At 72.5% G+C, this 24,318-nt stretch carries 26 protein-coding genes; 8 read left to right on the top strand and 18 right to left on the bottom strand.

All coding sequences use genetic code 11. The features are described from left to right. The 7 genes from B042_RS0103060 to B042_RS0103030 form a co-directional block, all read right to left on the bottom strand. A complete protein-coding gene (locus B042_RS0103060) occupies positions 1-909 on the bottom strand; it encodes an XdhC family protein (protein ID WP_028647000.1) in 909 nt (302 codons plus the stop codon). 34 nt (positions 910-943) lie between these two features. Then, positions 944-3,307 carry an aerobic carbon-monoxide dehydrogenase large subunit gene (locus B042_RS0103055; RefSeq protein ID WP_028646999.1) on the bottom strand — a complete coding sequence of 788 codons (2,364 nt, stop codon included), beginning with the start codon at positions 3,305-3,307 and terminating at the stop codon, positions 944-946. Further along, positions 3,307-3,816, bottom strand: coding sequence for a (2Fe-2S)-binding protein (locus B042_RS0103050; protein ID WP_036553776.1), 510 nt, complete (start codon positions 3,814-3,816; stop codon positions 3,307-3,309). The genes B042_RS0103055 and B042_RS0103050 overlap by 1 nt, the downstream gene beginning before the upstream one ends. A 2-nt stretch (positions 3,817-3,818) precedes the next feature. Further along, entirely contained in the window at positions 3,819-4,691 is an 873-nt protein-coding gene (locus tag B042_RS0103045) for a xanthine dehydrogenase family protein subunit M (RefSeq protein ID WP_028646997.1), read from the bottom strand. A gap of 260 nt (positions 4,692-4,951) precedes the next feature. Then, the gene (locus B042_RS0103040; protein WP_028646996.1) at positions 4,952-5,344 is read right to left on the bottom strand and encodes a hypothetical protein; all 393 of its coding nucleotides are present in this window, start codon (positions 5,342-5,344) and stop codon (positions 4,952-4,954) included. 329 nt (positions 5,345-5,673) lie between these two features. Then, entirely contained in the window at positions 5,674-6,888 is a 1,215-nt protein-coding gene (locus B042_RS0103035; protein WP_028646995.1) for an acyl-CoA dehydrogenase family protein, read from the bottom strand. A 102-nt stretch (positions 6,889-6,990) separates the two neighbouring features. After that, positions 6,991-7,590, bottom strand: a complete 600-nt coding sequence (locus tag B042_RS0103030; RefSeq protein ID WP_028646994.1) for an HAD family phosphatase — start codon at positions 7,588-7,590, stop codon at positions 6,991-6,993. 136 nt (positions 7,591-7,726) lie between these two features. Between B042_RS0103030 and B042_RS0103025 the strand changes: the two genes are divergently transcribed. After that, a complete protein-coding gene (locus B042_RS0103025) occupies positions 7,727-8,446 on the top strand; it encodes a creatininase family protein (RefSeq protein ID WP_028646993.1) in 720 nt (239 codons plus the stop codon). Here B042_RS0103025 and B042_RS21775 read toward each other — a convergent pair. The 8 genes from B042_RS21775 to B042_RS0102985 all read right to left on the bottom strand — a co-directional run bounded on the left by B042_RS21775 (position 8,400) and on the right by B042_RS0102985 (position 14,725). Further along, positions 8,400-9,383, bottom strand: a complete 984-nt coding sequence (locus B042_RS21775) for a lysylphosphatidylglycerol synthase transmembrane domain-containing protein (protein ID WP_051415429.1) — start codon at positions 9,381-9,383, stop codon at positions 8,400-8,402. The genes B042_RS0103025 and B042_RS21775 overlap by 47 nt on opposite strands. Further along, positions 9,380-10,168 carry a methyltransferase domain-containing protein gene (locus B042_RS0103015; protein WP_028646992.1) on the bottom strand — a complete coding sequence of 263 codons (789 nt, stop codon included), beginning with the start codon at positions 10,166-10,168 and terminating at the stop codon, positions 9,380-9,382. Before B042_RS0103015 ends, B042_RS21775 begins: the two co-directional genes overlap by 4 nt. 147 nt (positions 10,169-10,315) lie before the next feature. Beyond that, the gene (locus tag B042_RS21770; protein WP_036553775.1) at positions 10,316-10,738 is read right to left on the bottom strand and encodes a hypothetical protein; all 423 of its coding nucleotides are present in this window, start codon (positions 10,736-10,738) and stop codon (positions 10,316-10,318) included. Between the two features lie 150 nt (positions 10,739-10,888). Further along, positions 10,889-11,926 carry a glycosyltransferase family 4 protein gene (locus B042_RS0103005; RefSeq protein ID WP_028646991.1) on the bottom strand — a complete coding sequence of 346 codons (1,038 nt, stop codon included), beginning with the start codon at positions 11,924-11,926 and terminating at the stop codon, positions 10,889-10,891. Further along, the gene (locus B042_RS0103000) at positions 11,923-12,306 is read right to left on the bottom strand and encodes a 6-carboxytetrahydropterin synthase (protein WP_028646990.1); all 384 of its coding nucleotides are present in this window, start codon (positions 12,304-12,306) and stop codon (positions 11,923-11,925) included. Before B042_RS0103000 ends, B042_RS0103005 begins: the two co-directional genes overlap by 4 nt. Before the next feature lie 60 nt (positions 12,307-12,366). Beyond that, entirely contained in the window at positions 12,367-13,347 is a 981-nt protein-coding gene (locus B042_RS0102995; protein WP_036553774.1) for a zinc-binding alcohol dehydrogenase, read from the bottom strand. Further along, positions 13,347-14,105, bottom strand: a complete 759-nt coding sequence (locus tag B042_RS21765) for a CDP-alcohol phosphatidyltransferase family protein (protein WP_081748562.1) — start codon at positions 14,103-14,105, stop codon at positions 13,347-13,349. Before B042_RS21765 ends, B042_RS0102995 begins: the two co-directional genes overlap by 1 nt. Before the next feature lie 119 nt (positions 14,106-14,224). Then, a complete protein-coding gene (locus B042_RS0102985; RefSeq protein ID WP_028646988.1) occupies positions 14,225-14,725 on the bottom strand; it encodes a fibronectin type III-like domain-contianing protein in 501 nt (166 codons plus the stop codon). A 313-nt stretch (positions 14,726-15,038) separates the two neighbouring features. Here B042_RS0102985 and B042_RS25525 point away from each other — a divergent pair, with 313 nt between their 5' ends. After that, a complete protein-coding gene (locus B042_RS25525; protein WP_155988844.1) occupies positions 15,039-15,227 on the top strand; it encodes a hypothetical protein in 189 nt (62 codons plus the stop codon). A gap of 211 nt (positions 15,228-15,438) precedes the next feature. Continuing rightward, complete coding sequence (locus B042_RS0102980; protein ID WP_255342282.1) at positions 15,439-16,443, top strand: LacI family DNA-binding transcriptional regulator; 1,005 nt, start codon at positions 15,439-15,441, stop codon at positions 16,441-16,443. A 37-nt stretch (positions 16,444-16,480) separates the two neighbouring features. Here B042_RS0102980 and B042_RS0102975 read toward each other — a convergent pair whose 3' ends face one another. Continuing rightward, positions 16,481-17,122, bottom strand: coding sequence for a GTP cyclohydrolase II (locus B042_RS0102975; RefSeq protein ID WP_028646986.1), 642 nt, complete (start codon positions 17,120-17,122; stop codon positions 16,481-16,483). A 168-nt stretch (positions 17,123-17,290) separates the two neighbouring features. On the opposite strand from B042_RS0102975, the gene B042_RS21760 reads away from it, so the two are divergent. From B042_RS21760 to phnE (B042_RS21750), 5 genes are all read left to right on the top strand, one after another. After that, a complete protein-coding gene (locus B042_RS21760) occupies positions 17,291-17,674 on the top strand; it encodes a DNA-binding protein (RefSeq protein ID WP_369797662.1) in 384 nt (127 codons plus the stop codon). Positions 17,675-17,834: 160 nt separating this feature from the next. Further along, positions 17,835-18,830 carry a phosphate/phosphite/phosphonate ABC transporter substrate-binding protein gene (gene phnD, locus B042_RS0102965; protein WP_028646985.1) on the top strand — a complete coding sequence of 332 codons (996 nt, stop codon included), beginning with the start codon at positions 17,835-17,837 and terminating at the stop codon, positions 18,828-18,830. Between the two features lie 86 nt (positions 18,831-18,916). Continuing rightward, on the top strand, positions 18,917-19,693 hold the full coding sequence (gene phnC / locus B042_RS0102960) for a phosphonate ABC transporter ATP-binding protein (protein ID WP_028646984.1): 777 nt from the start codon (positions 18,917-18,919) through the stop codon (positions 19,691-19,693). Next, positions 19,690-20,523 (top strand): phosphonate ABC transporter, permease protein PhnE, encoded by an 834-nt coding sequence (gene phnE, locus B042_RS21755; protein WP_051415426.1) that lies wholly within the window; start codon positions 19,690-19,692, stop codon positions 20,521-20,523. Before phnC ends, phnE (B042_RS21755) begins: the two co-directional genes overlap by 4 nt. Beyond that, complete coding sequence (gene phnE, locus B042_RS21750; protein ID WP_051415425.1) at positions 20,520-21,386, top strand: phosphonate ABC transporter, permease protein PhnE; 867 nt, start codon at positions 20,520-20,522, stop codon at positions 21,384-21,386. The genes phnE (B042_RS21755) and phnE (B042_RS21750) overlap by 4 nt, the downstream gene beginning before the upstream one ends. Positions 21,387-21,447: 61 nt before the next feature. Here phnE (B042_RS21750) and B042_RS0102945 read toward each other — a convergent pair whose 3' ends face one another. Beyond that, positions 21,448-22,887 carry an L-fucose/L-arabinose isomerase family protein gene (locus B042_RS0102945; protein ID WP_028646983.1) on the bottom strand — a complete coding sequence of 480 codons (1,440 nt, stop codon included), beginning with the start codon at positions 22,885-22,887 and terminating at the stop codon, positions 21,448-21,450. Positions 22,888-22,922: 35 nt separating this feature from the next. Further along, positions 22,923-23,993: a LacI family DNA-binding transcriptional regulator gene (locus tag B042_RS0102940; protein ID WP_028646982.1), complete on the bottom strand. Its 1,071-nt coding sequence runs from the start codon at positions 23,991-23,993 to the stop codon at positions 22,923-22,925. Positions 23,994-24,318: the final 325 nt, after the last annotated feature.

Below are 24,318 nucleotides of genomic sequence, written 5' to 3'. Positions count from 1 at the left end.
CTACACCCCGGCCGCGTAGTGGTCCCGGCACCCGGGCGCGCAGAACCAGTACTCCTGCCCGTCCACCTCCAGGCGGGGGGTGTCGGCCTCCACGGTCACGGACATGCCGCACACCGGGTCGAGGGCGGTCTGCAGGGGGGCGGGCCCGCCCGAACCGGAGCGGCAGCCGGCGGGCTCGGGCGCCGTCAGCCCCTCCAGCCGTACGGCCCGGACCAGTTCGGCCAGGATCGACAGGGCGATCTCGGCGGGGGTGGCGGCCCCGATGTCGAGCCCGACGGGGGTGCGCACCCGGGCGCGCTCCTCCTCGGACAGGGCGAGGGCCTCCAGGACCGCGGCACCGCGGCGGCGCGAGGCGACCAGCCCCACGTACCCCACCCCGGCGTCCAGGGCGGCCCGGACGGCGCCCTCCTCGTCTCCGCCGTGGGAGGCGACGACCACCGCTGTCGCGCCCGCCACGACCGAGGTGTCGGCCCCCGCCGACACGATGAAGCCCAGCGGCCCGGCCTGCTCGGCCAGGGCGGACACGATCGGGGAGGCCCCGACCACGCCCACCACGGGATCCGGCAGGCGGGGCTGGAGGAAGATCTCCATGGCGCCCCCGGACAGGCACGGGTTGACCACCACGTGCGCCCCGGGTGCCTCCGGGAAGGGCTCGCCCCCGTCCGGCAGCACCCGAAGCAGCACGCTGCGGCGTTCGCGGATCGCCTCCAGAGCGGCGGTGCGCACCGAGTCCCGGGCGCACCGCCCGCCGACGAACCCCTCGATGGACCCGTCCGCGAGGACGATCGCGCCGTCCCCGGCCCGCACCGAGGCGGGCACCTGGGCCCGCACCACGGTGGCCTCCACGAACGGCACCCGGTCGGCCAGCAGTTCGCGGCTGCGGCCGGTCAGGTCGGGGGCGGTCGCCATCACGTCAACTCCTCTGTGTTCTCGCTGCGGCCGACTAGAACGACGGCTTCGCGTGACCGTTCATCGCCTCCCACACCCGGGAGGGCGTGAGGGGCATGTCCGCGTGGCGTACCCCGAACGGCTTGAGGGCGTCCACCACCGCGTTCACCACGGCCGGGGGAGAGCCGACCGTGGCCGACTCGCCCACGCCCTTGGCACCGATCGGGTGATGGGGGGAGGGGGTCACCGTGTAGCCGGTCTCCCACTCGGGGACCTCCAGCGCGGTGGGCAGCAGGTAGTCCATGAGCGATCCGCCCAGGCAGTTGCCGTCCTCGTCGAAGGAGATCATCTCCATCAGCGCCATGCCAACGCCGTCGGTGAGACCGCCGTGCACCTGGCCCTCGATGATCATCGGGTTGATGCGGGTGCCGCAGTCGTCGACGGCCACGAACCGGCGCACCTTGACCTGCGCGGTGCCCGGGTCGATGTCGACCACGCAGATGTAGGCGCCGTGCGGGTAGGTGAGGTTCTCCGGGTTGTAGCAGATCTGGGCGTCCAGGCCGCCCTCGATCCCCTCGGGCAGGTCTCCGGCGCCGTGGGCGCGCAGGGCGATCTCCTGGATGGTGACACTGCGCTCGGGGTCGCCCTTGACGGAGAAGGCGCCCTTGGTCCATTCCAGGTCGGCGACCGAGGCCTCCAGCATCCCCGAGGCGATGATGCGCGCCTTGTCGCGCACTTTGCGGGCCACCAGCGCGGCGGCGGCTCCCGAGACCGGGGTGGAGCGGCTGCCGTAGGTGCCCAGGCCGAAGGGCGTCTGGTCGGTGTCGCCGTGGACCACGTCGATGTCGTCGACGGGGATGCCGATCTCCTCGGCGACGATTTGCGCGAAGGTGGTCTCGTGTCCTTGGCCCTGGGTCTGCACCGACAGGCGCACCACCGCCTTGCCGGTGGGGTGGACGCGCAGCTCGCAGCCGTCGGCCATGCCCAGGCCCAGGATGTCCATGTCCTTGCGCGGGCCGGCGCCGACCGCCTCGGTGAAGAACGACAGGCCGATGCCCATCAGTTCGCCGCGGGCGCGCTTCTCGGCCTGTTCCCTGCGCAGTTCGTCGTAGTCGGCGATACGCATCGCCTCGCGCAGCGTCGGCTCGTAGTCGCCGGAGTCGTACACCCACCCGGTCTTGGTGGTGTAGGGGAACTGCTCCGGCTTGATGAGGTTCTTCAGCCGAAGCTGGACCGGGTCCACGTCCAGCTCGTGGGCCAGGCAGTCCACGATCCGCTCCACCAGGTACACGGCCTCGGTGATGCGGAAGGAGCAGGCGTAGGCGACGCCGCCGGGGGCTTTGTTGGTGTAGACGGCCGTGAGCTTGGCGTGCGCGGCCTCGATGTCGTAGCTGCCGGTGAAGACCCCGAAGAACCCGGCGGGGTACTTGGTGGGCGCGGCCTGGGCGTTGAAGGCGCCGTGGTCGGCGAGCACGTTGGTGCGGATGCCGAGGATGCGGCCATCCCGGGTGGCCGCGATCTCCCCGCGCATGATGTAGTCACGGGCGAAGCCGGTGCTGATGAGGTTCTCGGAGCGGTCCTCGACCCACTTGACCGGCTTGCCGACCACGAGGGAGGCCACGATCGAGCACACGTAGCCGGGGTAGATCGGCACCTTGCCGCCGAAGCCGCCGCCGATGTCGGGGGCGATGACCCGGATCTTGTGCTCGGGCAGACCCGCCACCATCGCGTACAGGGTGCGGTGGGCGTGCGGGGCCTGGGTGGTCGACCACAGGGTGAGGCGCCCCTCGACCGGGTCGAAGTCGGCGACCGAGCCGCACGTCTCCATGGGCGCGGGGTGCACCCTCGGGTAGACGATGTCCTCGGTGACCACCACGTCGGCCTTGGCGAAGACCGCCTCGGCGGCGTCGGCGTCGCCGGTCTCCCAGTCGAAGATGTGGTTGTCGGCCTTGTCCTCCAGGTCGTCGCGGACCACGGGCGCGCCCTGGGCCAGGGCGCTGCGCACGTCCACGACCGGGTCGAGCATGTCGTATTCGACGTCGATGAGCTCCAGGGCGTCACGGGCCGCGTAGTGGTCCTCGGCCACCACGAAGGCGACCTCCTGGCCCTGGAAGCGCACCTTGTCGGTGGCCAGGACGGCCTGGACGTCGTTGGACAGGGTCGGCATCCACGCCAGGCCCTTCTCCGCCAGGTCGGCGCCGGTCACCACGGCCACGACCTTGGGGTGGGCCTGGGCGGCGCTGGTGTCGATGGAGACGATGCGCGCGTGCGCCATGGGAGAGCGCAGGATGGCCAGGTGCAGCATGCCCGGCAACTGGACGTCGTCGACGTAGCGGCCGCGGCCGCGCACGAACCTGGGGTCCTCCTTGCGGAGCATCCGGCCGTGGCCGACCGGCTTCTCCTCCTCCACCGCGGTCATCAGACCTCCTCCTTGACCTGGTCGGCCGCGGCGGACGTGCGCTCGGCGGCCTCGTGTTCGGCCGCCCAGCACACCGAGCGGACGATGGTGGTGTAGCCGGTGCAGCGGCAGATCTGCCCGGAGATGGCCTCGCGGACCTCGTCCTCCGAGGGGTCGGGGTTGCGGTCCAGCAGGGCGCGGGCGGTCATCATCATCCCGGGCGTGCAGAAGCCGCACTGGAGGCCGTGGCACTCCATGAACCCCTGTTGGACGGGGTCGAGGCTGCCGTCCGGCCGGGCCAGGCCCTCGACGGTGGTGACCTCGTGGCCGTCGGCCATCGCCGCGAGTACGGTGCACGACTTGACGGGCTCGCCGTCCATACGCACCACGCAGGTCCCGCAGTTGCTGGTGTCGCACCCCCAGTGGGTGCCGGTGAGTCCCAGGTGGTCCCTGAGGAAGTGCACCAAGAGGAGGCGGCCCTCGATCTCCTTGGTGACCTCTGCACCGTTGACGGTCATGGTGACGCGCATGGTCAGGCCCTCCCGGTTCCGGCGACGGCGCGGCGCAGCGTCCGTCGGGTGAGTTCTTTGGCGAGGTGGCGCTTGTACTCGGCGCTTCCCCTGGCGTCGGTGGCGGGGTCGCAGCTCTGGGCCGCGATCTCCCCGGCCCTGGTGTAGAGCTCCTCCGAGGGGCGCTGTCCGCGCAGCGCCTCGGCGATCCCGCCGACCCCGACGGTGTCGCCGCCCACGGCGGCCAGGCCGACCCGGGCGTCGGTGAACGCGCCCTGGTCGATCCACACGGCGGCGGCGGCGGAGACGACGGCCCAGTCGCCGACGCGGCGCTCCACCTTCTCGAAGGCGCTGCATCCGCCCGGGCGCACCGGCAGGCGTACCTCGACGAGCATCTCGCCGGGGGCGACGGCCGTCTCGTAGGGGCCGACGTGGAACTCCTCCATGGGGACGAGCCGTTCGCCGTCGGCACCGCGGATGACGCAGACCGCGTCGAGCGCGCCGCAGACGGCCGACAGGTCCTCGGAGGGGTCGGCCTGGCAGAGGGAGCCGCCGATGGTGCCGCGGTTGCGCACGATCGGGTCGGCGATGACCTTCTCCGCCTCCATGAACACGGGGAAGAGTTCGGCGAGGATCTCCGATTCGAGCAGCTCCCGGTGCCTGGTCATGGCGCCGATGCGGACCTCGTCGCCCTCGCGCCGGACGTACCCGAGTTCGCCGTGCAGGCCGTTGATGTCGATGAGGTACTCCAGGTCGGTGAGCCGGAGTTTCATCATCGGGAGCAGACTGTGCCCTCCCGCGACCAGCCGGGCGGACTCACCCAGGCGGTCCAGTAGGCCGATCGCGTGGTCCACGCTGGTCGCGCGTTCGTATTCGAACGGTGCCGGGACCTGCATGCGTGCCCTCCTTCGCCGTGTGGTGTGTCGCAGTGCACACCTGGCGGTGGGAGGAGGTCAACGGCGACCTAAGGTGTCGCTTAATCCCCCAGGGGGCGCCCTGTGTCAGGGAATCGGAAGTAAGGCTGGCCAAAGGCCACCTCCAGGGGCGCCCGGTGGCGGTACGGCCGATGGCGGCCCTCCACCGGGGCTTCGCCCCTCGCGGTGCGGCGTGTTCTCGGCCGTCGCCGCGACGCCGCCCCTCCGGTGGAAGCCGGTCCCTAACCCTGCCTCACGGCCACAAAGCAGTGCTGTCCACTGGCCCTGAGCGTTTCGACGACCTCGTCAAGGGTCTCGCGGTCGACTCCCGGGAGTTCCTTGGCCGCGGCGTTCTCGATATTCTCGATAATCCTCTGCTCGTCCCTCTGGCTTTTGGGTAGTGTGTCCTCCTTCATGATCTCTCGGTCGATGATATTTTTGAGCTTTTTCAATTCGGATTCCGGAAGCTTCCATTCCGCGTTCTCCTTGCTTATGTCCTTGTTGACGCATTCAACGAACTTCTTTCTCGTTTCCGTGGTGTCCTGGGCCTGGACTGGGGAGGAAAGGGCGATGCCGGACAGCGTGAGCATCACGGTCATCGATGCCGAGGTGAGAGGTCGGAGGAACTTCAACATGGACTCCTGGAGACGGAGGGATCCTGCGCGTCATGCGGATGTTAGCGCTGCCGCGGGTCTTCCGCCCGTCCTTCGGCCGTCGTGTCGCGAGCGTGCGCGGACGTTTCCCCGCGATGGGGGCGGGTGTGTGAAAGGTCGGACACGTCCACGTGTCCGACCTTTCGCGTCTCCCCCTGTTTCCGTCGGAAACAGGTCCGGAAACAGTCGTCCGGCAAACCCCGGATGATCCGGGTAAGAACCGGTAAACGAATCGGCGCCGTCCTGTCCCGCCTCCGAGTCCTGCGTCATGGATCACATGTTCGCTTCTGATCCTCTGAGCTGAGAAAATGTTAGCGCAGCGGCTGGCCGGTGACCGTGCGGCCGATGATGAGCTTCTGTACCTCGCTGGCACCCTCGAAGATGGTGAAGATGGTGGCGTCGCGGTGCCAGCGCTCGACCGGGTACTCGCGGGTGTAGCCGTTGCCGCCCAGCAGGCGCAGGGCGTTCTGGGTGACGAAGGTGGCCGTCTCGCTGGCGTAGAGCTTGCTCATGGACCCCTCGGCGCTGGTGAAGGGCTTGCCGTTGCGGGCCATCCACGCGGCGCGCCACACCAGCAGGCGGGCGGCGTCGATGCGGGTGGCCATCTCCGCCAGCAGGAAGGCCACGGCCTGGTGGTCGGCCAGGGGGCGGCCGAACTGCTCGCGCTGGCCGGTGTACTCCAGGGCGTACTCGTAGGCGGCGCGGGCGGTGCCCACCGCCATCGCCCCCACCGTGGGGCGGGTGGCCTCGAAGGTCTTCATCGCGGCCTGGCCCTTGGAGCTCTTGCCCTCGCGGGTGCGGGCGACGCGCTCGTCGAACCGCTCCTTGCCGCCGATGAGGTGACTGCCGGGGACGCGTACGCCGTCGAGGACGACCTCGGCGGTGTGGGAGGCGCGGATGCCGTGCTTGGCGAACTTCTGGCCCTGGGACAGGCCCGGTGCGGCGGCGGGGACGATGAAGGAGGCCTGGCCGCGCGAACCGAGTTCGGGGTGCACGCTGGCGACCACGATGTGCACGTCGGCGATGCCGCCGTTGGTGGCCCAGGTCTTGGTGCCGTCGAGCACCCACTCGTCCTTGGCCTGGTCGTAGACGGCGCGGGTGCGGATGGCGGAGACGTCGGAGCCGGCGTCGGGTTCGGAGGCGCAGAACGCGGCGACCTTGACGTCGTTGGGGGTGCCGAACATCTGCGGTGCCCACTCGCCGACCTGCTCGGGGGTGCCGGTGTGGCTCAGGGACGCGGCGGCCAGGCCGGTGCCCATGATGGACAGGCCGATGCCGGGGTCGCCCCAGAACAGTTCCTCGATGGCCACGGACATGCCCAGGCCGGTCGGCTCCAGGCCCTGGGTGGCGAAGAAGTCGAGGGAGTACAGGCCGATCCTGGCGGCCTCCTGGAGGACCGGCCAGGGGGTCTCCTCCCGCTCGTCCCACTCGGCGGCCGCGGGGCGGACGACGTCGGCGGCGAATCCGTGGACCCACTCCCGCATGGTGCTGAGGTCGTCGGAGAGTTCGAGGGAGAAGTCGGACATGGGTGGGGGCTCCTCGGTTCGTAAGGCGGCCTGTTACTCATGAGTAGCATTCGCGTTTCCGCTTGTCCACACCATCCGGGAAAACACGCGGGGAGCCGCCGCTCAGTGCCCGGCGACACGCTCGCGCAGCGCGTCCAGCGAGGTGAACCGGTGCCCCTGGAGGCCCAGGGCGGTGGCGGCGTCGACGTTGGACCGCCGGTCGTCGACGAACAGCACCCGCCCGGCCGGCACCCCCAGGCGCTCCAGCGCCCACGCGAACGCGGCGGGCTCCGGCTTGGCCCGGTGGATCCGGCACGACAGGCCTAGGACGGGGAACAGGTCCAGCACCCGCCGGTGGTGCTCACCGAAGTAGTCGGCGAGCTCGAAGGGGATGTTGGACAGCAGCCCCAGCCGCACCCCCTGTCCGGCCAGGTGGGAGACGTAGTCCACCATCTCCTCGTCGACGCGGCGCCAGCTCTCCAGGTCGAGGCGGGTCAGCAGCCGCACCAGCCGCTCGTCGAACTCCGTCCCCAACCGCTCCCCGACACGCCCCCAGTACCCGGCCCCGTCGGTGTCGCCCCGGTCGTAGGCCTGGCGCGGATGCCAGTACGCCTCCCAGAACTCCTCCGGCGGTGCGCCCACGGCCCGCTCCAGTGCGGCGCGGCCCTCCTCCGACTGGTCCCTGGCGATGACTCCGAACATGTCGAAGAGCACGGCGTCCACACTGGCGCCTCCCGTCCGGTCGCGGCGGATCCCGGTGGCTCCCGGGACGTGTGTCCCATCCTGCCCGCTCCGGTGCGCCGCCGTGCCCCGGGCCCGCCCCTCCCGGAGCACGCGGAGCGGCGGCGATACTGGGCCCATGGACGACCCCACGCTCTCCCTGCTGCCCCTGACCACCACCGCCGAAGAGGGCAGCAGCGGCGCCCCCGCGGCGCTGCTGCCCGTCGGCAGTCTGGAACAGCACGGTCCCCACCTGCCCCTGGTGACCGACACCGTCATCGCGTGCGTCCTGGCCCGGGAACTCGCCCGTGCCCACCGGCTCCGCCTCCTGCCGCCGGTCACCGTCTCCTGCTCCCATGAGCACGCTGCCTGGCCGGGCACCGTCAGCATCTCCGCACCCACCCTGCACGCCGTCGTCACCGACATCGCGGCCTCCCTCCGGGGGACGCCGCTCGTCCTGGTCAACGGCCACGGCGGCAACCACGTGCTGGCCAACACCGTCCAGGCCTCCGGCGGGACCATGGCGCTCTTCCCCCAGGGCCACGAGTGGGAGGCGGCCCGGCGCGAGGCCGGGATGGCCACCGACAACGACACCGACATGCATGCAGGGGAACTGGAGACGTCCGTCCTGCTGCACACCCATCCCGGCCTCGTGCGGCCTGGCAGGGAGGGTGCCGACCACATCAGCGGCCCCCGCGACCACATGCCCACCCGGGGGCTGGCGCCCTACACCCCCAACGGCGTGGTCGGGCGCCCCTCACTGGCCGCCGCAGACAAGGGCCGCCGCCTCCTGGAGGCCCTCACCACCGCCTTCACCGGACACCTGTCCGCTCTCGGGGCCGCTGGTCCACACCACTGACCACGGTCGATACCGGCCGTGTGCGGGTCCGCCACGCCTGCGCCCACCGCACGAGCGGTACCACCGCCCCGGGCAGCGCCGCAGCCAGAGCCAGCACACCGTAGACCACCGACACCGTGACGCCGGTCTGCGAGCCCAGGCCCGCCGCGGCGAACGCCAGGGCGGTCACCGCCTCGCGCGGCCCCCACCCGCCCACGTTCACCGGCACGCTCATCGCCAGTAGCGACAGCACCGCCAGCGGGACCACCTGGACCACCGGGGCGTCCGTCCCGGCCAGGGACGCCGCGTACACGAACAGGGCCACGTGTCCGGTCAGCGCCGCCACCGACAGGGCCAGCACCGGGGCGGCGTTGGCCACCAGCCCGGCCCTGGTGTCGGCCGCCGTGTCCCGCAGCGCGCGCCACCACCGCGGCCGGCGGGTCCGGCCCAGGAACAGGACCGCCGCGCCCGTCAGGACCACCGCCGCGACCAGCCCGGCGGACACGCCCACGGCTCGCAGCCCCGGCCCGAACAGGGCCGTGGGCAGGGCGAACAGCAGTCCGGCGGCGGCCGTCATCAGCACCAACTGTCCCGCGACGCGCTCCAGTACCACCGCGCGCACCCCTCGCCACAGGTCTCCCGCGTACCGGCCGTGGCTCACCGCGCGGTGCGCGTCGCCGAGCACCCCGGCCGGGAGCACGGCGTTGAGGAACACGGCGCGGTAGTAGTCGCCGACCGCGCGCGCGAACGGCAGCCGCAGGCCGACGCCGCGCGCCACCACCCACCAGCGCGCCGCGCTCAACACGGTGGTGCCCGCGCCCGCGGCCAGCGCGGCCAGCAGGGCGGGGCCGTCCACGAGGGCGAGCGCCCCGGCGAACGTCCCGGACGGGAACCACGCCGCCACGGCCGCCAGGACCGCGGCCCCCGCGAGCGCGCGCAGCCACGCGCTCCGGTTCACGCGGCGCCCTCTCCGGGCAGGACCACCAGGTCGGTGTGGTGGACCACGACGTGCAGGCGCATGTGCGCGCACTCCTCCAACCGCCGGTCCAGGTAGTCGCGCACCGGCAGTCCCGGCTCCTGCTCGACGGCGGCCCGCACCCACCCGCGCAGCCACTGCTCGGTCAGGGCCGCCTGTTCCGGCCCCAGCCGCCACGGGCTCGCGAACTCCTCCACGCGTGCCCCCAGACTCCGGAACACCTCGGCGGCGACGTCCGCGGCGTCGGGGCCCAGACGCCCGCCGCGGCGCTGGTGGGCGTCGAAGGCGCGGGCGATGTCCGTGTCCCTCGGGTCGGCGGGGGACAGCTCCACCCGGCCCACCACCGACAGGGTCAGCAGGGCCGGGCAGCCGACACCGGTGACGGCTGCGGCCAGTGCCGCCACCTCGGCCCGGGTGAACAGGTCGAGCAGGGCCGAGGCCGCCACCAGCGTCACGCCCTCCAAGTCGGCCGGGCGCAGCTCCGACAGCTCCCCCGGGCGGGTGGCGACCTCGGCGGCGGGAACGCTCCGCCGCGCCAGGTCCAGCAGCGCCGGGTCGCGGTCGAACAGCACCCAGCGCCGCGACTCGGGCAGGCGCGGCACCAGCCAACGGCCGAGCGATCCCGTGCCGCACCCCAGGTCGGCGACCACCTGGCCGTGTCCGCGTACCGCGTCCACCGCCCGCTCGGACCGCGCCCTGCCGTCCGCCTCCTCGCGCAGTGCCAGCCATTGCGGTGTGAACGCCGAAGTCCTCATCGTGCCCGTCACCGAGCCTTCCCGTCGGGTGTCGCGGCCGCCGCGGGCCGCCCGTGTCCATCTGACCTGACCGGTCAGATGCGCGGGGACCCGCGGCGGTGCGATCGACCCCGCCGATTCACCGCAACGCGGGTTTCGGGGCAGGGCGCGGCAGGGGGGTCACCGCCGCTCTCGGGCGGCTTCCGCCGGGGTGCCCTCCGCCGCCTCGCGCAGGACGATCACGGCCTTGGTCCGCTCGGGCAGTTCCCGGATGCTGTCGCCGGGCGCGACGTACCGGAGGGCCTCCGCACGGCCGTCGGCCTCGAACTCCTCGCACGAGTTGCGGACGATGAGGACGGGGCGTTCGGTGCCGTTGGTGAACCTGTAGAACTCCTGGTGGCGCTCGGGCGAGAGGGTCTCCTCCGGCACGCTGTGGCAGGAACCCGGAGCGGTGTCGGTGATGGCGTGCTCGACGATCTCGACCTTGTGCCAGTCGACGACCTCGAAGGCCAGCGCGCCCTCCGCGGCGTGGGCGGGAGCGGCGATGGACAGGGCCGCGGCGCAGGCGGCGAGAGCGGTGGCGGCGGTGGAGTAGCGGGGCACGGTTCTTCCTTTCGGCCTTGGGTTGATCACCCAGAGTGATATTCCGTGGTAGACACGTATCACGCGCCCCGCGGCGACACGTAGGGGAATCACCGGCCGCGCACCGGTCGGTCCGCTTTCCGCCCGCCGCTCCGTACTCGCGGACCGGCGTCAGGGCCGCGCGGCCCCGTCGAGCACCGCGGCCATCGCGTGCGCCGACCGGCCCCAGCCCGCCAGCTCCGGCCGTCGCAGGCGGGCCGAGGCGCGCAGCCGCCCCCGCAGCCCCGGATCCGTGCACCACCGGCGCAGCGCCTCGGCGAGCGGGTCCGCCCCGACCGGTTCGACGAGGATTCCGGGCAGGGAGCCGTCCGGGGCCAGCCCCAGCGCCTCCGGTACGCCGCCCACACCGAAGGCCGCCACCGGGACCCCGCGCGCCAGCGACTCGGTCACGACCATGCCGAAGGTCTCCGCTCGGGAGGGCAGGACCAGCAGGTCGGCGGCCGAGTAGGCCGCGTCCAGGTCCGCTCCGGTGAGCGGCCCCGCCATGCGCACCCCGAGGCCTTCGGCCCGGGACCGCACGCGGTCGGCGTGTCTCCCGCCGCCGGGGCCCACGCACACGCACTCCCACGAAAGGCCCTCCAGACGGGACAGGGCCTCCAGGAGCAGGTCGTGCCCCTTGCGCGGGGTCACCGAGGCCACGCACAGCATGTGGCGGGCGCCGTCGGTCCCGACCGCGAGCGGCGCGGGGTCCGTCCCCGGGACCACGCACCCGACGCCCTCCAGACCGTGGTGGCGAGCCACCCGCCGGGCGGCCCAGGCGCTGGTGGCGACGGTGGCCGCGGCCGAGGCTAGGACCGCGCGCTCCCGCGCGTCCAGGTCCGCCGCCTCCCCGGCGGACAGCCCCCACTCGTCGGCCAGGGGAAGGTGCACCAGGACCACCAGCCGCAGACGCCGGGCGTGGGGGAGGACCGCCTCGGGTACCCCGCAGGCGACCAGTCCGTCCACCAGCACGACCGCCCCGTCCGGCACCCCCTCCAGGACCCGGGCCAGGTCCGCCTCGGCGCCGGTGCCGGGGCGGGGCCAGGCGCCGGACACCTCGACCAGGCGCACCGGCCGTCCGATCCTCCCCAACGCTTCGGCGATGCGCGCGTCGAACGTGTTGCCCCCGCTGGGGGAGGACAGCGCGGGCACCACGAACGGCGTGCTCACAGGTCGCGTTCGTAGGTCGCCCACGCCACGTGTGACTCGTGCAGTGTGACCGAGACCCGTGTCAGGCCCCGCTCCCTCGCACCGATCCGGTCGACGAGGCGGTCGGCGACCACCTTGGCCAGGAACTCGGTGGAGGTGTTGACCCCGGTGAACTCGGGCTCCCCGTCCAGGTTCCGGTAGTTGAGACCGGCGACCACGGCGGCCAGCTCCCCGGTTACCAGGCCGATGTCCACGACGATCCCGTCGGTGTCCAGTTCGGGGCGGTACAGGGTCGCGTCCACGACGAACGTGGCGCCGTGCAGCCGCTGGGCGGGGCCGAACACCCCGCCGCGGAAGCTGTGGGCGACCATCATGTGGTCGCGGACGGTCACACTGAACAAGGGGTGCTCCTCGAAGGTCGCGGGTGCGGGTACCGGGGACCCGGTACCCGCAAGCGGGTCTCATGTGTAGGCGATGCGGTGGCACAGGGCCGGTAGGGAGCCGTCGGCCAGCCGCGGCAGCACTGACGGCAGGTCCTCGAAGGGGCTCTCCCCGGTGACCAGGGCGTCGAAGGCCGGGGCCCGGAGCAGGCGCAGCGCCAGGTCGAGCCGGTCGCCGTAGCCGTACCGGCCGCGCCGGGAGGGGGAGACCGTCCCGACCTGGCTGGCGCGCACGGTCAGGCGGCGGGAGTGGAAGCCCTCGCCCAGGGGCACGCGGACCCTGCGGTCCCCGTACCAGCTCATCTCGACCACCTCGCCCTCGTCCGCGACCAGTTCCAATGACCGCGCCAGCCCCTCGTCGGTCGCGCTGGTGTGGAAGACCAGGTCGCAGCCGGATACGGCCTCTCCGGGGGGTGCGAAGCCCGTTCCCAGGGCGCTCGCCGTCGCGGCCCGGCGCGGGTCCACGTCCACCAGTTGGACGCGGGTGCCGGGCACCCCTGCGGCCAGGAGGGCCACGCAGCAGCCCACCATCCCCGCGCCGACCACGGCGACGCGGTCGCCCACCAGGACGGGCGCGTCCCACAGGGCGTTGACCGCCGTCTCCACGGTTCCGGCGAGCACCGCCCGCCCGGCCGGGACGCCGTCGGGCACGCACCGCACCGCCTCGGCCGGAACGGCGAAGCGCGTCTGGTGCGGGTACAGGCTGAAGACCGTCCGCCCCGCCAGCCCGTCGGGCCCCTCCTCGACCACGCCGACGTTGAGGTAGCCGTACTTGACCGGTCCGGGGAAGTCGCCCTCCTGGAAGGGAGCGCGCATCACGCGGTGCTGGTCCCGCGGAACGCCGCCGCGCAGGACCAGGGTCTCGGTTCCCCGGCTTACCCCGGAGTACAGGGTACGTACCACCACCTCGCCTTCGCGCGGCTCCGGCACCACGGCGTCGCGGACCTCGCCCCGTCCGTCCCCGTCCGTCCAGAACGCGCGGGCGTGCCTCCTCTCCGGCATCACGCCTCCCCTCCTGCCAGACCCGGTGCCCGGCGCGACCGCCACAGCCACACCGTGTCCCTGCCGAACGACCACACCAGCGCGGCCAGTGCCGAGGCCACCGCGATGACCGAGAGCGCGTGCGCCGGAACCCCCGACGCCGCCGCGGTCAGCACGACCCCCTGGGCGGCGGCCACCACCTTGCGGGCCGTGCTCGGGGGCAGCGGCGCGCGCAGGAACGGAGCGACCCGCGCCCCGGCCGCGAACAGGTACCGCAGGAGGCCGACGGCCAGAACCCACGGGCCCAGGTGCAGCGACACGTACGCGCTGAGCACCAGGATCAGGAAGGCGTCCGCCTCCATGTCGAACCGCGCCCCGAACTCCGAGGCGCTGCCGCTGCCGCGCGCCACAGCCCCGTCCACCAGGTCCAGCACGAGCGCGACCGAGGCCAGCGCGACCAGGGCCCAGGCCGGGCCGCCGTCGACGGCCAGGGCCAGGACCCCGCCGCCCAGGACCGCCCTGGACAGGGTGACCCGGTCCGCGGTGCCCAGCACGGTGCGCCCCCGGCGGTGCATCGCCCACAGCAGCAGGCCCGTGAGCGCCGCAGCGTGCAGGGCGCCCGCCCCCCACCCCAGCGGGCCCAGGCCCGCCAGGGGGACGAGCGCCCACAGCAGGGCCGACTGGGCGACCAGTGCGGTCCCCGCCTCCCCTGCGGTCCACAGCGCCGTGCCGCGCGCCGTCGGGGCCCAGGCCCCTGCTCTCGTGCTCTGCTCGCCCATAGGTCCCTTCGATTCGTCACGGAAGCGGCCACACGGTGCGCGCCCGCCGGCCGGGTCCGGACAACCCGGTGCCGGGCGTCCGCGCCGCACCGTTCAGGCGACGGATTCGGTACCGCCGCTCATCCAGGGTGGATGCGGGGACCGCGGATTCTGTTCTGTGCGAGCGGGCGGCGCGTCGGCCCGACCTCACGGACGGGGCCGTGCAAGCGGAGGCGCAAGGCGATTCCCGGGTCGGCGCAGGAGGCGGACAGGCGCGGCACCAGGTCGCCCGGGTCCACGATCCGCCGCGGGTCCGGGCCGGTGTAGGCCGCCAGGTCCGCGTGGACGGCGGACTCCACCCCGCTCTCCTGTCCGGGCTCCAGGTCCAGCCGGGCGTAGCCGATCAGCCGCCGCACCGGCCCGGTCACCGCCGCCACCGGGTCGCTCAGGTAGAGCTGGACGACCTCGGTTCCGCGCACCGGGCCGTCGTTGCGCACCGTGCACCCCACCGTCACCTCCCCGTCCGTGGGTAGCGCAACGGCGCCCTCCCCGGTGGGGCAGCCGTCCAGGAGCGGATACGACCAGGTGAAACGGGTGTAGGACAGGCCGTGTCCGAACGGGAACAGCGGGGCGGGGTCCACCGGACTCACCCCGCTGCGCCCGGCCAGGGGCGGCCCCAGGCGGGTGGGGGGCTGTCCGCCGGGAGCGCGTGGAACCCCGAACGGCAGTCGTCCGCTGGGGCCGCGCCCCGCCCCGTGAGCGCACCGTCCCGTACTGGACGCCGTCGACCTGTCCCGACCCCAGGACGGAGGGGATGAAGGAGGCGGCGAAGCCGGGGTCCTGCTCCATGAGGTCGTCCAGGGGCATGAGCACGTCCTGCTCCACGTAGGGCTCGATGCTGCCGGCGTCCCAGTCGGAGAAGGCGTCGGTCTGCTCGCTCGCCCCCATCGCCGTGTGCAGCCACTCCTCGTAGCCGTCGCCGGGAACCTCGTCGATCACGGCCTCGACTTCGGAGGATTCGTTGAAGCGCCCGACGGCGGCGTCCTGCACGATGGCGGGCGTGTCCCGGTCCATCCACACGTGCATGCGCCCGTCGCCGCCACCGTCTCCGCGGGCGGTGGCGGCGAGCGGGGCCAGAGCTGACGCGCCTGCTGCGGCGAAGCGGGGGCATCCATGGCCGACCTTTTGAAACTATCGGAATTTCTTTCGAAACCGTGGGGTCGGAATTTACGCTCATACCACGGAGTGCGTCAAGGGTGGAAACCCCGGAGGCCGTACGCCTGCGGGGCGGGGGAAGGGCGTAGTATCAGGCGGCGTGAGTGCAGACCCCGTGTCCGACTCCGGCCAGGAACCCCTGTCCGAGCCGGTCACCATCTCGAAAATTGCGAAAGCCGCCGGTGTCTCGGTGCCGACCGTCTCCAAGGTGCTCAACGGCAGGGCCGACGTGGCCGCGCGGACCCGTGAGCGCGTCGAGGAACTCATCCGCCGCTCCGGCTACCGGCGCCGACGCGGCCCCGGCCGCGGCCGGTCGTCCATGATCGAGCTCGTCTTCCACGAACTCGACAGCGCCTGGGCGATCGAGGTCGTCCGCGGTGTGGAGAACGTCGCGCGCGCCGAGGGGCTGAGCGTGGTGCTCACCGAGTCGGGCGGGGCCCAGACACCGCGCGAGACCTGGGTGGACGCCGTCCTCGCCCGCCAGTCGACCGCGGCGGTCCTGGTCTTCTCCGACCTGGCGCCCGAACAGCGCGCCCGGCTCACCGCGCGCGACCTTCCCTTCGTGGTCGTGGACCCGGCGGGCGACCCGGGACCGGACATGCCCGCGGTCGGTTCGGCCAACTGGAACGGGGGGCTCGCCGCGACCCGCCACCTCATCGAACTGGGGCACCGCCGCATCGCGGTGATCGGGGGGCCCCGGCACGTCCTGTGCAGCAGGGCGCGGCTCGACGGCTGCAGCGCCGCACTGGACGCCGCCGGGATCGCCCCCGACCCGGAACTGGTCCGCCACGGCGACTTCCACGTCGAGGGCGGCCGTGACCGGGGGCGGGAGCTGCTCCGGCTGGAGGAACCGCCCACGGCGGTCTTCGCCGGCAGCGACCTCCAGGCGATGGGGGTGTACGAGGCCGCCCGTGAGCTGGGTGTGCGCATCCCCGAGGACCTCAGCGTCGTGGGCTACGACGACCTGCCCGTGGCACGGTGGACGGGGCCGCCGCTGACCACGGTGCGCCAACCCCTCATCGAGATGGCGGAGGAGGCCACCCGGATGGCCCTCGCCCTCGCACGGGGGGAGCGGCCGGCCAACCTGCGCCTGGACCTGGCCACCGACCTGGTCGTCCGTGCCAGCACGGCCGCCCCGAGGTGAGGGGGCCGCCCGCCGGGTGCGGCCCCGACCGGGTGTCCTACGCACGGGCCTCGGGGACCGCGCCGTCCAGGTGCGGCAGGTCGTGCCCCAGGCGGTCGCGCTTGGCCGTCAGGTAGGCGATGTTCTCCGCCCGGGCCGGGGGCAGCACGGGTACTCGCGCGACCACCTTCACTCCGTGCTCCTCCAGCTCCCGCGCCTTGTCCGGGTTGTTCGACAGCAGGCGCACCGACCGCACGCCCAGGAACCGCAGGGCGCGTGCGGCCGGGCCGTAGGAGCGCGCGTCCACCGGCAGGCCCAGGGCCGTGGCCGAGTCGACGGTGTCCAGGCCCTCCTCGTCCTGGAGCGTCATGCTGCGCACCTTCTCCAACAGCCCGATGCCCCGGCCCTCGTGTCCGCGCAGGTACACCAGGACCCCGCGGCCCTCCGCGGCGATCGCGTCCAGGGCCTCCCGGAGCTGGTCGCCGCACTCGCAGCGCAGGGCCCCCAGGGCGTCGCCCGTCACGCATTCGGAGTGGAGCCGCACCAGCACCTCCTCGCCGTCGCCGAGGGACCCGGACAGCAGTGCCAGGTGCTCCGCCCCGTCGACGGGGTCGCGGAAGGCGAGGGCGCGGAACGGGCCGCTGCGGGTGGCCAACTCGGACTCGGCGGTGTTCGCGGGGTCGATGTCGTGTTCGTGCATGCTCTCCCTCATCCGCCCGGTGCCCGCCCGTTCCCTTGTGGAAACCTTGCCGGGCTACGGGCAACCGGTTTCGGGGAGGTTCGATGGCGGTCCCGGCCCGAAAGGTTCTCGGCCTGCGCGCGGTCCCGTCTTTGAACTATTCGTCGAACACTTCATGTTGGCCATGAAGTGTTCGACGGCGGTTGTGGAGCCAGGGAAGAACCAGAGCGGCACGAGAGCCCCTTCGCCCCGACCGATGCCCGCCGCCTGCGCACACACGAGGCGCTGCTGTGGATCACCGAGCGACGCGCTCGCGGCGAGCACCGCGTTCGCTGGGAGGAGCGCGGCGTGCCGGTGGTCCCCTTCGACGCCGTGCGGTGCGTGGCCGACCTCGCCGCGGGCAGCGTGGTCGCGCGGGAGGAGTTCGACCAGGTGGAGGCCGGGCTGCTGTCCATGGCCAAGGGGCGCGGTATCTCCTGGCAGGAGCTCTCCCACGGCCCCGTGCCCGGCAGCGCCCAGGCCGCCCGCCAGCGCCATGAGCGGCTCGACCGCCGTACCGCGTCCCGGCCCTGAACCGCCGGGGTCGACAGGGGAGTCCGTTACGAATGGGTCATATGACCGGCTTGTCTGGTTCATTCGCTCGCAATGCCCCCTCGTTAGCGTGCGAGGTGCAACGAGGACGCCGCTGCGTGCGTGCGGGCCTTCCCCCTGACCCCAAGCGATGGTGTGCAAGATGATGAGAAAGCGACTGCTGCTCGCTTCGATGACGTGCCTGGCGCTGACCGCCACCGCGTGCGGCGGCGGCAACGGCGAGGACACCGCGGACTCCGCGGACGGGGACCGGCCCGACACACTGGTCCTGACCCTGACCCCCTCCGCCGAGCAGGGTGAGCTGATCGAGTCCGCCCAGCCCCTGGCCGACATGCTCGAAGAGCGCCTGGGCATCGAGGTGGAGCCCAACGTGCCCACCGACTACGCCGGTGTGATCGTCGCCCTGGAGTCCGGACAGGCCGACATCGCGGGCGGACTGGGCCCGCGCCAGATGGTCCAGGCCGAGGAGCAGGCCGGGGCCGACTTGGCCCTGCAGTCCGAGCGCTACGGCAGCACCATCTACGTCACGCAGTGGTTCACCAACGACCCCGACACCTACTGCGACACCGACCCGGTGGACGTGGACGGCTTCCTGTTCTGCAACGGCGTGGAAGAGGCCACCGACCCCTCGGAGGGCCCCATCGCCGCCGACACGGTCGAGAAGGTGGCCGGCGCCAAGGTCGCCTTCGTCGACTTCGGCTCCACCTCCGGCTACGCCGTCCCCTCGCTCCAGTTGCTCAACGCCGGGGTCGACCCGGAGGAGGACATCGAGCCGATCTTCGCCGGCGGTCACGACAACTCCGTGCTCGCCGTCCTGGAGGGCGACGCCGACGTCGGCGTGTCCTACCAGGACGCCCGCCAGGACGTGGCCGACCAGGCACCCGACGTGGGCCAGGAGGTCGTGGTCTTCGGCTGGTCCGAGCCCATCCCCAACGACGGCTTCGCCCTCAACGGCAACCTCCCCGAGGACCTCAAGCAGGAGATCAACGACGCCCTGCTCGACATCATGTCCACCGAGGAGGGCGCCGCGGTCATGGGCGAGCTCTACAGCATCGACGACCTGCTGCCCATCGAGTCCTCCGACTACGACGTCATCCGCGAGCTGGAGGCCGAACTCGGCGACCGGCTCGAGGAGTAGCGGCACCTGCGCACCCGGCCGCGTCCCCGCGACGCGGCCGGGTCCCCCGTCCCCCGCAGTCGCACGCAACCCCCGAAGGACCGCCCATGATCGAGTTCGACAACGCCTCGGTGACCTACCCGGGCGGCGTCCGCGCCCTGGCCTCCGTGGACCTGCGCATCCCCAAGGGGGAGTTCGTCGTCGTCGTCGGCCTGTCCGGCGCCGGCAAGTCGACGCTCATCCGCACCGTCAACGGACTGGTCCCCCTCACCGGGGGCTCCGTCCGCGTCGGCGACAGGAACGTCGGTGCCCAGGGCAGGAAGGAGCGCCGCGCGCTCCGCTCCGACGTCGGCATGATCTTCCAGCACTTCAACCTCGTCCCGCGGATGAGTGTGCTCAACAACGTCCTCGTGGGCCGCCTCCACGCCGTCCCCACCTGGCGCTCCCTGGCGGGCTGGTACGGCTCGGCCGACGTGGAGCGCGCCATGAACGCCCTGGAACGGGTGGGGATCGTCGACAAGGCCTACATGCGCGCCTCCCAGCTCTCCGGAGGGCAGCAGCAGCGCGTAGGGATCGCCCGCGCCCTGGCCCAGGAGCCCGAGGTCGTCCTCGCCGATGAGCCGGTCGCCTCCCTGGACCCGCCCACGGCCCGTGCGGTCATGGCCGACCTGAAGGACATCAACCGGAGCATGGGCATCACCACCCTGGTCAACCTGCACTTCCTCGATCTGGCCACCGACTTCGCCGACCGCATCATCGGCCTGCGCGGCGGTGAGCTGGTCTTCGACGGACCCGTCTCGGAGGTCGACGCCGACGTCTTCTCCCGCATCTACGGGCGCGACCTGACCGCCGACGACGTCCTGGAAGGCCGGGCCGCGCTGTGACCGGGACCGAGGTCGGCGCCCCGCGGACCGAACCCGGACGGCGCCCCCGCAAACCCCCGCCCAGCCCCCTGCTCATCACCGCGGTCGCCGCGGTCGTCCTGATCACCCTCGCGGCCGGGGCGGACTGGCGCTACGGCATCGGCTTCTCCCTCGCCGAGGTCTGGGAGAACCTCACCCGGCCCAACGCCCCCATGCGCGGCCTGGCCGAGACCGACCTGCTGCGCCTGTTCAGCGAACGGGCGGGGGAGGGGTTCCTGGAGACCCTCCAGATGGCGGTCGTGGCCACCGTCGCCGGGTCCCTGGTCGCCCTGCCGCTGGCGCTGTTCAACTCCGCGCTCGGCGCCCCCGACCGGATCACCTACACCGCCGTCAAGCTCGTCAACAACGTCATCCGCGCCATTCCCGAACTGCTGTGGGCCCTGCTGTTCGTGGCGGCGGTCGGTGTCGGTGCGCTGCCCGGCGTGCTCGCGCTGTTCTTCTTCTCCATCGCGGTGGTCACCAAGCTCACCTCCGACACCGTCGACGGGATCGACCCGGGACCGGTGGAGGCCGCCCGCGCCTCGGGGGCCGGCCACCTCCAGACACTGCGCTGGGCCGTGGTCCCCCAGATCCTGCCCGCCTACACCTCCTTCACGCTCTACTGCTTCGAGCTGAACCTGCGCTCCTCGGCCGTCCTGGGCTTCGTCGGAGCGGGGGGCATCGGAGCGGTCATCGACTTCCACCGCGGACGCGGCGAATGGGACCAGGTCTGGGGCATCGTCGCGGGCTTCCTGGTGGTGGTCATCATCATCGAACGGATTTCGGTGCTCCTGCGCAGGAGGCTGCTGTGAACGTGCCCGACACCCGGCAGGAGCGGTTCGACAAGGCGCTCCGCCCCGAGAAGCCCTTCGACCGGTTCCGCCTGGCCGTGACGGTGGTCATCGTCGGCGCGGTGCTGGCCGCACTGGTCACCACCGACGCCAAATGGGAGCGGCTGCCCGAGGCCCCGGCCCGGCTGTGGGACGTCCTCGTGCTCATGCTTGGCTCCTTCGACCCGTCCGCGATCGGCCGCGCCCTCGAACTCATGTGGGAGTCGGTGGCCATCGCCTGGCTGGGCACCCTGATCGCCGTCCTGATCTCCTTCCCGATCTCGTTCCTGGCCGCGGCCAACATCTCCGGCCGCAGGGCCTCTGCCCTGGCCAGGGTGTTCCTGGCGGTGCCGCGCGCCATCCCCGAGATCATCTTCGCCGTGGCGCTGATCCCGGTCTTCGGACTGGGACCGGTGGCCGGAACGGTCGCCATCGGCCTCAGTTCGGTGGGCACCCTGGGACGGCTGTCGGCGGAGATCGTCGAGGACTGCGAACCGGGACCGGTGGAGGCCTCCACCGCTGCGGGCGCCAACGCCGTGCAGCGGGTCCGCTGGACCGTGATCCCCCAGGTGATGCCGGAGATCATCGCCTTCTGGCTCTACCGGTTCGAGATCAACATCCGAGCCTCCGCGGTGCTCGGGGTGGTGGGCGCGGGCGGTATCGGCACGATGCTGACCCAGGCCATCCAGTTCCGCGAGTGGGGCCAGGCCGGGGTCGCCCTGATCGTGGTCGTGGTCGCCACCATCGCCATCGACACTGTCTCCGGCCGGGTGCGCCGCCGGATCATCCGGGGCCCCGAGCGCGGCTCCGGCCGCGCCGACGCACCGGTGCGGACCGCGAACTGACCGCCGCCACAGGCGGAGCGCCCCGGGCACACCCTCCACGGGCCCGGGGCGCTCGGGGGCCTCACACCGTGAGGTGGACGTGCTCCAGCCCCATCAGGTCGGCGACGGCGCGCACCTCGGCGGCGCGGTGGCCGGTGCCCAGCGCCCAGTGGTGGGCGATGCCGGTCGCGCTCCAGGCGTCGGTCCACTCGCCCGGGTCGCAGCCGAAGTCCACGCGCGAGGTGGTGTTGCCGATCCGCAGCAGCGGGCCCTCTCCGGTCCGCCCCTCGGCGGTGAGCAGTGCGAACGATCCGTCCTTGCGCTGGATGACGCCGAACAGGGTGACCGGGCCGTGCTTGACGTCGAACTCCACCGACACGCCCCAGCCGCGCTTGCCGTGGTAGACGCCCAGCCCGCGCAGCAGCGGCTTGCGGGCGCTGATCGCCAGGTGGGCCGGGCCGTCGTGGCCCATCTCCACGTGGCCGCGGGTGAAGTCCAGGGCCTGGAGTTCGGTGAAGGAGCCGCCGCCGCCCAGCCGGTCCATCATCAGCATGGCCGTGCACGTGCGCAGTTCGTACTCGCCCACGGCAGGGACGCCCCGGGCCGTCAGCAGGGACGCGCCCAGGATCATCCCGGCGCCCAGCCGCTCGTGCAGCTCCCCGGCCAGCCCGCGGTGGTAGTACGACAGGCTGTCCAGGGAGAAGTCCTCCACCAGGCGGTCCAGGCCCACGGCGACCTGGGCACCCCAGCGGAAGTCGTCTTCCACCACCGAGTCGGTCACCTCGAAGACCCCGCGCGCCTCGGCCAGCTTGGCCGCCACCGCGGCCTCCTCCGGTCCGGGCACGCGCTCGCGCAGGTCGTCGAACTCCAGGATCTCCACGTGCCCGCCGAAGTTGCGGGTGATGAGGGTCGGGTCGGTCGACACGTCCATCATGCCCGGGTACAGGTGCCCCATGAGTCCGTGCCGTGCACGGCCCATGGCCGCCTTCACCCCGGCGGCGCGGATCCAGCGGCCGATGCGCTCCCAGGCGCGCTCGTCCTCCAGATAGCCCGAGACGGAGCGGAACTCCACGCCCAGCCGCTCGAACATGTTGGCCATCTCCGGCAGCGGGCAGGCTCCGCAGTAGGCCAGCCACTGCCCGGTGTCGAAGCCGGCGTGGTCCATCGACTCGGTGGGCTGGAGGTTGACGAACAGCACCGGTGCCTGGCTGCGCCGGGCGATCGGGGCGATCATCGACGAGGTCAGGTACGTGGTGAGGAAGCAGACGATGAGGTCGCAGTCGGCCGCGCGCAGGCGTTCGGCCGCGGTCGAACCGTCCCGCTCGTCGGAGACGAATCCGGCGTCGACGACGTCGGCGTCGAATCCGCGCATGCGCTCGGCCACGCGGTCGGCGGAGCGCTGCAACTGCGGCAGCAGGTCCGGGAACTGGGGCCAGTAGGTCCCCAGCCCGCCCGCGACCAGTCCCACGACGGGACGGGTGCGGCGGGTGGTCGCGGCGGTGGGTTCGGCTGTGGCCGTCATGGTGTGCTCCAAGGGATCGGGGCAGGGGTGCCCGCTCAGGTGCGGCGGGCGGAAGTGGAGCCGCGCACGAGCAGTTCGGGGGTGAACCGCAGCTGCTCGTGGCGGTGGCCGGGATCGTTCAGCTCGGAGGCGAGCAGACGCATGGCGGCCCGTCCCAGCTCGTACTTGGGCTGGGCCACCGTCGTCAGTCCCGGGTGGACCAGGTCGGCGAAGTCGACGTTGTCGTAGCCGACCACGGAGATGTCGTCGGGCACGCGCAGTCCGCGCTGGCCCAGGCCCTTCATCAGACCGAGGGCGAGTTGGTCGTTGGCGCAGAAGACGGCCGCGGGGCGCTGGCGGGGGCCGCCCGCCAGGACGGCATCGACGGCCCGCTCGCCCTGTTCGGCGTTGAGCATGGGGCGCTCGACCAGGCGCAGGCGGGCGTCGGGATCCAGTCCCGCCTCGGTGAAGGCGTCGCGCAGCCCCTGGTGGCGGCGGCGCACCTGTTCGATGCCGAAGGGGCCGGTGAGGAAGGTGGCGCGTTCGTGGCCCAGGCCGACGAGGTGGCGTCCGGCGGCCAGCCCTCCGGCGTGGTTGTCGACGGTGACGCTGCACCCGACCGCCTCTGCCACGTCCCCCCGGTCGAGCGCGACCCACGGGGTGCCCTGCCTGCTCAGCCACAGCAGGTCCGACAGGTCGTCGTCGACGGGCATCACCACGGCGCCGGCGGCGCGCTGCTCGGCGAGCAGGCGCGCGTTGCCGCGCTGGCGCTCCCGGGACTCGGCGGAGTTCAGGAGCACGACGGACAGCCCGGAGGCGGCCGCCTCGTCCTCCACGCCGCGTGCCACCTCGGTGAAGAAGGGGTTGGTCACGTCCAAGACCAGCAGCCCCACGGAGGCACTGCGGCCCGACCGCAGGCTGCTGCCGGAGGAGTTGCGCACATAGTCCAGTTCGGCGATGGCGGCCTCGACCTTGAGCCGGGTGGCCTCGGCGACGCGCTCGGGCCGGTTGAGGACGTTGGAGACGGTGCCGGGTGAGACACCCGCGTGCTTGGCGACCTCGGTGATCCCGACGGGGCGGGACTGGGCGGGGCCGCCTTCGGGCGGGCTCGGGGCGGTGGTGGACACGTACGGTACTCCCGGGCGTGCTGGAGGGAAAGGATCGGGCGACGTGGTCGCATGCTACTGATCAGGTCCCCCACATGGGCGATCATGGTCACACTCGGATTGAAACGTGTCAACACGGTGTTTCCGGGAGCAGTGCAACCGGAGCGCGGTGTCCGCGTCGGATGTCCGGTTCCGCACGCGATGCTGATCTGTCTACCAGCGGATTCCCTGAAACTCCCCTTGACGTGAGTGTGTGGGGCGCTTAACATCCCTTTCACATTAAAACGTTTTTCGGGACATGGCTAGGCCCTAGGGGGTCAAGCCGGGAACGGACCCGAAGCACCAG

The sequence above is a fragment of the Nocardiopsis sp. CNT312 genome (genome assembly GCF_000515115.1).
Classification (GTDB): domain Bacteria; phylum Actinomycetota; class Actinomycetes; order Streptosporangiales; family Streptosporangiaceae; genus Nocardiopsis.
The sequence above is the reverse complement of the archived record's forward strand: the minus strand, read 5'-3'. Positions and strand labels throughout refer to the sequence as shown.